Source organism: Thermococcus sp. (assembly GCF_027008145.1).
Lineage (GTDB): Archaea > Methanobacteriota_B > Thermococci > Thermococcales > Thermococcaceae > Thermococcus.
The window spans coordinates 23,046-31,243 of sequence record NZ_JALTCZ010000081.1; the positions used below are offsets into that span (position 1 = coordinate 23,046).

At 53.8% G+C, this 8,198-nt stretch carries 12 protein-coding genes; 6 read left to right on the top strand and 6 right to left on the bottom strand.

The genetic code is table 11. The features are described from left to right. Window positions 1–79: 79 nt before the first annotated feature. Together MVD07_RS04000 and MVD07_RS04005 are read left to right on the top strand one after the other, a co-directional pair. On the top strand, window positions 80–973 hold the full coding sequence (locus MVD07_RS04000) for an Mrp/NBP35 family ATP-binding protein (protein ID WP_297498948.1): 894 nt from the start codon (window positions 80–82) through the stop codon (window positions 971–973). 116 nt (window positions 974–1,089) lie between these two features. Next, entirely contained in the window at window positions 1,090–2,424 is a 1,335-nt protein-coding gene (locus MVD07_RS04005) for a hypothetical protein (RefSeq protein ID WP_297498951.1), read from the top strand. Here the strand turns inward: MVD07_RS04005 and MVD07_RS04010 are convergent. From MVD07_RS04010 to MVD07_RS04025, 4 genes are all read right to left on the bottom strand, one after another. Then, a complete protein-coding gene (locus tag MVD07_RS04010; protein WP_297498953.1) occupies window positions 2,421–3,155 on the bottom strand; it encodes a DUF2110 family protein in 735 nt (244 codons plus the stop codon). The genes MVD07_RS04005 and MVD07_RS04010 overlap by 4 nt on opposite strands. A 41-nt stretch (window positions 3,156–3,196) precedes the next feature. Next, complete coding sequence (tfe, locus tag MVD07_RS04015) at window positions 3,197–3,757, bottom strand: transcription factor E (protein ID WP_297498976.1); 561 nt, start codon at window positions 3,755–3,757, stop codon at window positions 3,197–3,199. Between the two features lie 123 nt (window positions 3,758–3,880). Beyond that, window positions 3,881–4,168 (bottom strand): hypothetical protein, encoded by a 288-nt coding sequence (locus tag MVD07_RS04020; protein WP_297498955.1) that lies wholly within the window; start codon window positions 4,166–4,168, stop codon window positions 3,881–3,883. A 74-nt stretch (window positions 4,169–4,242) separates the two neighbouring features. Next, on the bottom strand, window positions 4,243–5,115 hold the full coding sequence (locus tag MVD07_RS04025) for an ADP-dependent ribose-1-phosphate kinase (RefSeq protein WP_297498978.1): 873 nt from the start codon (window positions 5,113–5,115) through the stop codon (window positions 4,243–4,245). Between the two features lie 100 nt (window positions 5,116–5,215). On the opposite strand from MVD07_RS04025, the gene MVD07_RS04030 reads away from it, so the two are divergent. Continuing rightward, window positions 5,216–5,812, top strand: coding sequence for a regulator of amino acid metabolism, contains ACT domain protein (locus MVD07_RS04030; RefSeq protein WP_297498957.1), 597 nt, complete (start codon window positions 5,216–5,218; stop codon window positions 5,810–5,812). Here the strand turns inward: MVD07_RS04030 and MVD07_RS04035 are convergent. Then, window positions 5,796–6,071 (bottom strand): acylphosphatase, encoded by a 276-nt coding sequence (locus MVD07_RS04035; RefSeq protein WP_297498959.1) that lies wholly within the window; start codon window positions 6,069–6,071, stop codon window positions 5,796–5,798. The two genes, MVD07_RS04030 and MVD07_RS04035, sit on opposite strands and share 17 nt — an antisense overlap. Before the next feature lie 70 nt (window positions 6,072–6,141). Here MVD07_RS04035 and cutA point away from each other — a divergent pair, with 70 nt between their 5' ends. Beyond that, window positions 6,142–6,456, top strand: coding sequence for a divalent-cation tolerance protein CutA (gene cutA, locus MVD07_RS04040; RefSeq protein ID WP_297498961.1), 315 nt, complete (start codon window positions 6,142–6,144; stop codon window positions 6,454–6,456). Continuing rightward, window positions 6,453–7,040 carry a DUF99 family protein gene (locus tag MVD07_RS04045; protein WP_297498962.1) on the top strand — a complete coding sequence of 196 codons (588 nt, stop codon included), beginning with the start codon at window positions 6,453–6,455 and terminating at the stop codon, window positions 7,038–7,040. The genes cutA and MVD07_RS04045 overlap by 4 nt, the downstream gene beginning before the upstream one ends. An 89-nt stretch (window positions 7,041–7,129) precedes the next feature. On the opposite strand, the gene MVD07_RS04050 is transcribed toward MVD07_RS04045, so the two are convergent. Further along, window positions 7,130–7,966: a universal stress protein gene (locus tag MVD07_RS04050; RefSeq protein ID WP_297498964.1), complete on the bottom strand. Its 837-nt coding sequence runs from the start codon at window positions 7,964–7,966 to the stop codon at window positions 7,130–7,132. A 113-nt stretch (window positions 7,967–8,079) separates the two neighbouring features. Between MVD07_RS04050 and MVD07_RS04055 the strand changes: the two genes are divergently transcribed. Further along, window positions 8,080–8,198: ATP-binding cassette domain-containing protein (locus MVD07_RS04055; RefSeq protein WP_297498980.1), on the top strand; the 119-nt coding region annotated here is incomplete at its 3' end.

The window sequence follows — 8,198 nt, forward strand, 5'->3', positions numbered from 1 at the left end:
TTCCCCATATATGGGTAGCGTTACCAACTTTCTAAACATTTTTAAGTCCTTTAGGTAAACCTAAGCCGGAGGTGGTTTTGTGACGATCAAAGCTCCAACCCTCAACATAGGCGGATTGGGCACTGACCCCCTCGAACAGAGGATAAGGGAGAAGCAGACGAAGTGGAAGTACAAGATAGCGGTTCTCAGCGGCAAAGGGGGTGTTGGGAAGAGCACTGCAGCAGTTAATTTGACCTCTGCCCTAGCAAAGATGGGCTATTTCGTCGGAATACTGGATGCAGACATACACGGGCCGAACGTTGCCAAGATGCTCGGTGTCGAGAAGGCCGAAGTTCTGGCGGAGAGGATGGAAGACGGACACTTCGAGATGCTTCCCCCGGTAGCCGACTTCCTGGGCCAGGTGACCCCAATAAAGGTCATGAGCATGGGCTTCCTCGTCCCGGAGGATCAGCCCGTAATCTGGCGCGGTGCGCTGGTTACCAAAGCGATAAAACAGCTCCTCGGCGACGTCAAGTGGGGTGAACTGGACTTTATGATAATAGACTTCCCGCCCGGAACCGGCGACGAGATACTTACGGTCGTTCAAAACGTCCAGCTGGATGCAGCTATAATAGTCACCACACCACAGGAGGTCGCTCTGCTCGACACAGGGAAGGCGGTCAACATGATGAAGAAGATGGAGATTCCCTATATAGCGGTCGTCGAGAACATGAGCTACCTCATCTGTCCATACTGTGGCAACGAGATCGACATCTTCGGCAAAGGCGGTGGGAGGAAGCTCGCCGAGAAGGAAGGCGTCGAGTTCCTCGGGGAAGTTCCAATAGATCTGAAGGCTAGGGAAGCCAGCGACGCGGGAATACCGATAGTCCTCTATGAGGACACACCAGCGGCAAAGGCCTTTATGAAACTCGCAGAGAGGCTAGTCAAGAGACTCAACGAGCTGAAGGATGGAGGTTCAGGAGAAGAGCAGTAAACTCAAACGAAAAGCCCTTAAGCCCTCTTCTCCTATTTTACCCGGCACGGCTCAGGCTGGGGAAGCCCGATGCGATGGGGCCGTGCTGGATCAGGCTACATTGAAGGAGGGAGACCATGAAAAGGGCCCTCACGGCGGTGCTACTGCTACTGCTTTTCATCCCCTCTGTTTCTGCCATGGGGGTACATTACTATCCGAACAGGCAGGCCTTTGAGGCCTTTCTGTCCTCGAACTCAACTTACACCGTTATCCCGGGGAAGAGCTACTGGTCAAAGGGATGGGCTCACTACGTAGACTCAAAGCTGGCCCTCGTGAAGAAAAGGGGAAAGGGCGTAAGGGTTCTCGTCGGAAACGTTAAAGACAACCCCGAGATAGCCAGGCTCTGGAATAAAACCGGTCTTCCGAGTTCACTCTCATTTTTGCCTTCGATAGTGGTTCTCAACGACACTGTCATTATCACGGGGACAGAGGACAACATATACCTCACAGAGAGGGCCTTTGCCAGCCTGTGGAACCCACCAGCAAATTCAGTCGCAATCTTCGGTGTGATGTTACTCGGGATATTCCTCCTTTTCTTCATCTCCTTCGCCAGCGCTGGAGGACACACGGCAAAGTTCTTCACCCTAGCTGGGGCCCTAGTATTCACGTGGCTTGCACTCTCAAAGCCCTCCCCCATTCCCGAGGGCTTCGGCCCGCTGTTCTTGAAGGGGCTTGAAGTCTGGGCGGGTGCCAAGCCGGAAACCCCCCTTGAGGCCCTCCTGGGCAAGGCATTCTCCATCATCCCTCCGGTGGAGGAGAACCTCTGGTTTGCCCACTGGATTCTGGTAATGACCGTAGCGGGGCTTCTCTTCTACACGGCCCCGAGGAGAGGAAGAGAGCTGGGCTTCATAGCCTTCGGGCTGGCCTTCACTTCCCCGCTCTTCAGGGGGGCAATCTCGTCGCTGGACGTTTCCGCCCTCGCGGTAACGGCTCTCCTAATAACCCTAGTCATAGCGGTTAACCCGGCCTTCTCCCCGGAATCCGGGAGCTTCCACGTCATCTTGATGGCCCTCGCGACGGTCTTTGCCTCAATCTTCAACCCACTCTTCCTTCTAATTCCCCTCGTCTTCGTTGCCGCCTTTCCAAAGAGAGTGAAGAGAAACGCCCTCTATCTCATCCTCGTGGTCGCTGGGGCTATCGCCCTCGCGGTGGAGTTCCCCGGGTGGCTTGGATTTCCCCACATGAGGTTTCCAGCTCTGGAGTTCGCGAAGGAGTCCGCCCTCCCAGTCCTAGTGATAGTCTACCTCTGGGCGGTGTGGAAAAAAAGGTTCAGGATGAAGGGGCCAACAACCTTCCTAACGCTCCTCTCGGTCGTTTTCATTATCCTCTCTTCAGCCGGTCTCTGCGCCGCCTATTACGCCTATCTCTTTCTGACACTCCTCGTCCCGAGGGCAGTTCACTCGCTGTACTAATCGCTGAACTTTATTGCCCCGAAGACCGCTCCCTTCAGGTGTGGCCCGAGGGCCTTTATTATGCCGGGAGCTTGAGTACCCTTCTTGAGGATGAGCAGGGTCTCCATGAGGCCGAGCTCCTCCATCCTCTTGACGTCCCTTCCGTGGCCGGTTTTCACGAGGGCCTCCTCGATTTTCTCGCTTATCGTCCCAGTCACAAAGAGCTTGTCGAGGCCGTCGCTGATCCATGACTTTATGCGCTCCAGCTGGGCCTCAGTAAAAGCAACCTCCACCTCTCTTGCACCGAACTCAACGTCCGTGACCCTGACATCAACGGGCAGGTTGTCCACCCAGCCAAACTTCCTTATCATCTGCCTGACTGGGATATCACCAAACTGCTCCTTGAGGTAGTAGAGGGGGAGGAGAGCGTCCTTCGGTTTTGGGGTGAATATCCCAATGTCCACGTAGGCCCCGTAGCCGACTTTCCCGAGGTCCGTAAAGCGTCCCCTGTAAGACTTGCCAGCTTCCACAGCGCTCAGCTTATAGGGGACCTCACCAAACTCCTCCCTAACGAGGTTTGCACTAACCTCCTCGTCTTCGCCGAATAGGGTGACCTTGATCCAGTTCTTCTTGACGGCGGAGAGCTTCCACTCTACTTCGAGGTCCCCAATGAGTGCACCGAGCTTCCTGTCAAGCTTTGAAAAACCTCTCCTGTCACCGTAAACTTTCTCCAGAATAACAACTTCATTCATTCAAATCATCCCCGAAGTTCATTAAGGGAGGCCATTCAGCATCAGGACTCCCTCTTTTTGTCCTTCTTTGAGCGGGACTTCTTAGGCTTCTTCCTTAGACCAAGCTCCTCCTCAAGTTTGGCTATACGCTCCTTCAGCTCCTCGATGATCTTGGTGTTGTCGTACTGCATGAGCATCTTGCCACATATAGGACACTGGAACTCGTATTCCATTGCCTCGTCGAATGTAAGTCTAGGATGTCCCTCGGTGCCACACCAGTAATAAATCTCGCTGGTCTCCTCCTCAAGCATCTCCTTGAGCTTCTTCAGCTCGGTCATCTTCTTGGCTCTTATGATCTGCGGTAGCCTCTTGGTCTCAAGTCGCCAGTAGTAGTAATACCAACCCGTCTCAGGATCCCGTATCCTCTTGAAGTCAGCGAGCCCCTGGTCGTTGAGGGCATACAGGATCCTCCTGACGGTGTTGATCCTTATCCCCGTCTTCTCGGCGAGCTCCTCGTCGGTTGCCTCCTTAGCCTTTTCGAGGACTTTAACCACCTCAACGGCCTCATCTCCGCCGATATCCCGTGCAATTTCGGTGAGTTCTTTGTTCTTTCTCCTCGCCACTGCGACGACCTCCAAGAATTCGAAGGAGCCCTTAAACGGATAAACTCCAGTAGAAATCTATGCCTCAACGGTTATATATACCTTTCCTGTCAAAATGACAACCATGATGAACAGAAAAGGGCGTCAATCGTTGAAATATTCATTTAGGAGCTCCTTGGCGGAGGGCTTGTAAAGCTCGATGACTTCTATGTCCTCTATGACGTTGCCCTCCCTCAGCTTGAGCTTGACCTTTCCGCCGTAGACTTGGAGATCATCCAGCATGCCGTAGATGGCATCCTCCGCTTCCAGTGGCGTCTTAAACTTCATTATGTACTCCTCACCGTTTGGCAGAATGAGTTTGACCCAGTACTCGTTCTTCCTCTTGAAGGGTCGGGTAATCTTCGGTTTGAAGTTCTCAATGACAATCTCCAAGGGCTTCACCTCCACCCTAAGGACTTTTGGACTCTCTAAGGTTCTTAGGCCGTTGGCTTTTAAGGATTTTCCCGTCACCACGGGAGCTCAAGTCCCAGCTTCTCCGCCTCTTCCCTTACATTATCAATGGGGACTACCGCGCTCCTGGCACCGACCTTCTGGACGGTGAGGTATGCCAGCAGCATGCCGAGCTTCGCCGAATCGAAGAGAGACCACCCCTTCAGGAGGCCATATATCACGCCTGCATCGAAGGAATCGCCGGCCCCGGTTGAGTCGACGACCTCAGCGCTCAGCCCCCTTATCTCCCTCACCTCTCCATCTGCCCTGACGAGAGCACCGCCACCGTTCAGGGTTATTATCAGGTTCCTGGCGTTGCTGAGGGATGGATCGAGGGAGCCGTACTTCCTGCGGTATTCGTCCTCGTTCATCAGGAGGTAGTCTATCATGCCCTCAACGTCTCTGGGAACGGTCGCCTCGCCTATGTCAACGGAAACCATTATCCCCTCCGCGTTCGCAAAGCGGACTGCTTCCTCTATGAGCTCCGGTGGGTTTGATGACAGGTGGAGGAACCTTGCCTCGCGGGCGTACTCTGACTTGAACCTTCTGAGGGAATTTGCCCCCAGGTGCTTGACTATCCTTTTGTCGTCCCCGTGAACCATTGCAACCGCTACGCCGGAGGGAACGCCCACAACATCAATCCCACGCGTATCGACGCCCAGAGATTTGAAATAGCTGAGATGGGCCCGTCCTATCTCATCGTCACCAACGACCCCGATGAAACCAGTCCTGAGACCAAAGGTAGCCAGCCAGCTTATGGTGTTTCCAGCGGCACCGCCGAGGCCGAAGTGGGCATCTCTGGCAACTACCTTCTCGTGGAACTCGGGAAACCTGTCGAGTAGGAATATTATGTCGTAATTTAGATTTCCCACTCCTATGACGTCCAGCATGGTCATCCCCAATATCAGTAAACGCCGGCCATTATAACCTTTGCCGGGGAAAGATTTAAATATTCACTTCTACCCATAAATGAGTAAGAGGTGAACAAAAATGATGCTCATACTTGAGGCCTACTTCAAGAATTACCCCGCCAGAAAGAAGGTCGCCGAGTTCCTCTTTGAGAACGGGCTCAGCGTGAGGGACGGCAGGATATACCTGAAGAACGTCGAGATACCGATAAGCGAGCTCGCCAGGGCAATAGGGGTAAACAGGAAGATAATCTACCACACGATTGAATACATCGAAAAAACTTACCCGCTAAGGCTGATATTCCAGAGGTTCAGCCCCCTCCCGGGACTCATCCACGTGGCACCGCTCATGGGCTGGGAAGTCCTTGAGATAGAGGTCGAGAAAGGTTCCTACGAGAGCGCCTTTGGAGACGTCATGACTCTCATAGCCAAGAACGGCGTTCCGATCATGGAAATCTTCGGGAGAAACCTCAGGGAGGAGCCGAGCAAGATATTCATTGTCATAGACGGGACCCTGCCCGTTGAGACCTTCGCAAAGATAAAGGAGATACGTGGCTTCCAGAAGCTCATACTCCATACGCCGGAGAAGGAGAAGGAAAAGCTGGTCTGCAACTACTGTGAAGTCAAGTACTGTCCCAAGAGAATCCTCCTGGATAGAGCGGCTACCCAATCACCCTAAAGTCCTTAAGTCCCTCCGGTTCTTCCCACTCCACCTTTATTCTCGTTACCCTCGCCAAGGGCGGGCCCTGGTGTGCCCAGCCGATCAGGGCCTCGACCCTCTCGGGATCACCCTCTATGACAGCCTCGACGCTTCCATCCGGAAGGTTCCTTACCCAGCCGGAAAGGCTAAGCTTTCTAGCTTCCCTCTGCATACTCCACCTAAAGCCAACACCCTGAACCCTTCCGTATATTCTCAGGTGAACCCTTACCCTCTCCATACCACACCCCGTCGAATCTATTCCACAAGTGATTTAAGCTTTACCCGCCTACCAAGTAGGGGGATACACGATGGAGGCGATAATCGTTTACACGACCTTCCCCGATTGGGAGAGTGCAAGGGAAGTCGTGAGGGAGCTCCTCAAAAGGAAGCTCATAGTCTGCGCAAACCTGCGCGAGCACGAGGCCCTCTACTGGTGGGAGGACAGGATAGAGGAGGAGAAGGAGGTGGGGGCTATCCTCAAGACAGAGGTCAGCAAGTGGAAAGAGCTCAGGGATGTTTTACTGGAGCTCCACCCCTACGATGTACCCATAATATCCAGGATAGACCTCGACAAGCTCAACAGGGAGTACTCAGAGTGGATGGCAAGGGTGCTCTTCGGATGATACGGAAGGTCAAGCCCCAGATAAGGGTCGTTGGCTTCGATGACGGCACCTTTTCCTTCTCTTCAAAGCTCACCCGCGATAAGACAGTCCTCATCGGGGTAGTTATGAAGGGCTCCCAAGAGGTTGTGGGCGTTCTAGCTCGCTGGATAACCGTTGATGGCACCGATGTCACAGAGGCTATGGTTGACGCCCTCAGGAGCTCCCGCTTTAAAGACCTGAGGGTTATCCTCTTGAAGGGCATAACCTACGCGGGCTTTAACGTCGTCGACGTCGAGAGACTTCACAGCGAGACGGGACTGCCGGTCATCGTCGTTGTGAGGAAGAGGCCGGACGTAGAGGCTATGGAGAAAGCCCTGAGAAAGCACTTTCCGGACGCGGAGAATAGAATAGAGCTCCTGCGGAAGGCACCACCCCTCGTAGAGGTCATCCCGGAGAGGCTCTACATTCAGGCAGTTGGGGCTGACTATGAAAAAGCAGGGGAGATAGTCCGAGTAACGACCAGGACTGGCCTGATCCCAGAACCTCTCAGACTGGCCCACATGATAGCCTCGGCCGTAATGACTGGGGAGAGCAAGAGGGAGTAGCTTTATAAGTCCGCCGGAAAAAGAAGGAGAGGCCGATGATGCCAACAGGGTAGCTACCGAGTTGATGAGGAAGCCGTTCCAGTCTGAGGCTAATCACATGGAACGAGGAGCACCGGCAGTTTGGAGTCCCTTATGACCCTTTCCGCCGTCGAACCGAGGATCAGATCCTTAAGCACGCTCCTGCCTTTTTTGCCGAGCACGATCATCGTCGAGCCCCTTGCCAGAGCAGTTCCAATTATCGCCTGGCTGGCCGTGCCCACCATGACCTCACGGGTGAATCTACCTCCGAGCCCGCGCGAGAGCTTTTCCAGGTTCTTATTTGCCACCTCTATGTTATGCTCCAGTTCATTTACCCCCCCGTAGTCTACGGAGTGGATCAGGATTCCACTCTCAACGTGCTCAAGGAACTTCCTGACTACCTGAGCGACCTTCAGGGAGCACTTGGAGAAGTCAACCGCCACGAGCGGTTTCCTGAAGAGATTGGAGCACTCAACTGGCAACTTGAAGGACTCGTCCTTCCTGACGTACTTGAGGAGGAGCACGGACTTCTTCGTTGTCCTCGCTAGGTTGGAAGCCGTACTTCCCATGAACATCTGCCTCCAGGCGTTCTCCCCTATGCTCGGAGTGACGATGAGATCAACGTTTTCACTCTGGGCTGTCCTGGCGATCTCTATGGATGGTATCCCAATGGTGACGTGGGTCTTTACGCTGATGTCCCTCTCCCTCAGTCCGCGGGCTATGTCCTCAAGCTTTTCCCTGAAGACACCCTCAAGCTCAAAGGCCTCGAACTCAACCACGGTTATGTCAATGACGTGGATAAGGTGGAGCTCCCTGGCCCCGGCCTTGAACAACTCGGGAATGCAGTGCCTGAGAGCGTGAAGGGAAACGCCCGAAAAGTCCGTTGGATAGAGGATTCTCTCAAACATGGAACCACCAGGAATAATACGACAGAAAACTATATTAGGGTTTTCTGGAAGTAGGGTGGATGAGCATGAAGAGGGTAGTCCTGAAGGCAACGAACCTCCACAAAACTTACAGGATGGGTAGGGGTATAGCTGTCCATGCCCTCAGGGGAGCGAGCGTAGAGGTTTATGAAGGGGACTTCATAGCCATAATAGGTCCGAGCGGGAGTGGCAAGACGACTCTCCTCAACATGCT

What these genes read in the sequence shown, in the direction of transcription:
- MVD07_RS04005 (WP_297498951.1), top strand. Translation starts at nt 1,090, where the DNA reads ATGAAAAGGGCCCTCACGGCGGTGCTACTGCTACTGCTTTTCATCCCC.
- MVD07_RS04010 (WP_297498953.1), bottom strand. Translation starts at nt 3,155, where the DNA reads ATGAATGAAGTTGTTATTCTGGAGAAAGTTTACGGTGACAGGAGAGGT.
- MVD07_RS04025 (WP_297498978.1), bottom strand. Translation starts at nt 5,115, where the DNA reads ATGCTGGACGTCATAGGAGTGGGAAATCTAAATTACGACATAATATTC.
- MVD07_RS04030 (WP_297498957.1), top strand. Translation starts at nt 5,216, where the DNA reads ATGATGCTCATACTTGAGGCCTACTTCAAGAATTACCCCGCCAGAAAG.
- MVD07_RS04035 (WP_297498959.1), bottom strand. Translation starts at nt 6,071, where the DNA reads ATGGAGAGGGTAAGGGTTCACCTGAGAATATACGGAAGGGTTCAGGGT.
- cutA (WP_297498961.1), top strand. Translation starts at nt 6,142, where the DNA reads ATGGAGGCGATAATCGTTTACACGACCTTCCCCGATTGGGAGAGTGCA.
- MVD07_RS04045 (WP_297498962.1), top strand. Translation starts at nt 6,453, where the DNA reads ATGATACGGAAGGTCAAGCCCCAGATAAGGGTCGTTGGCTTCGATGAC.
- MVD07_RS04050 (WP_297498964.1), bottom strand. Translation starts at nt 7,966, where the DNA reads ATGTTTGAGAGAATCCTCTATCCAACGGACTTTTCGGGCGTTTCCCTT.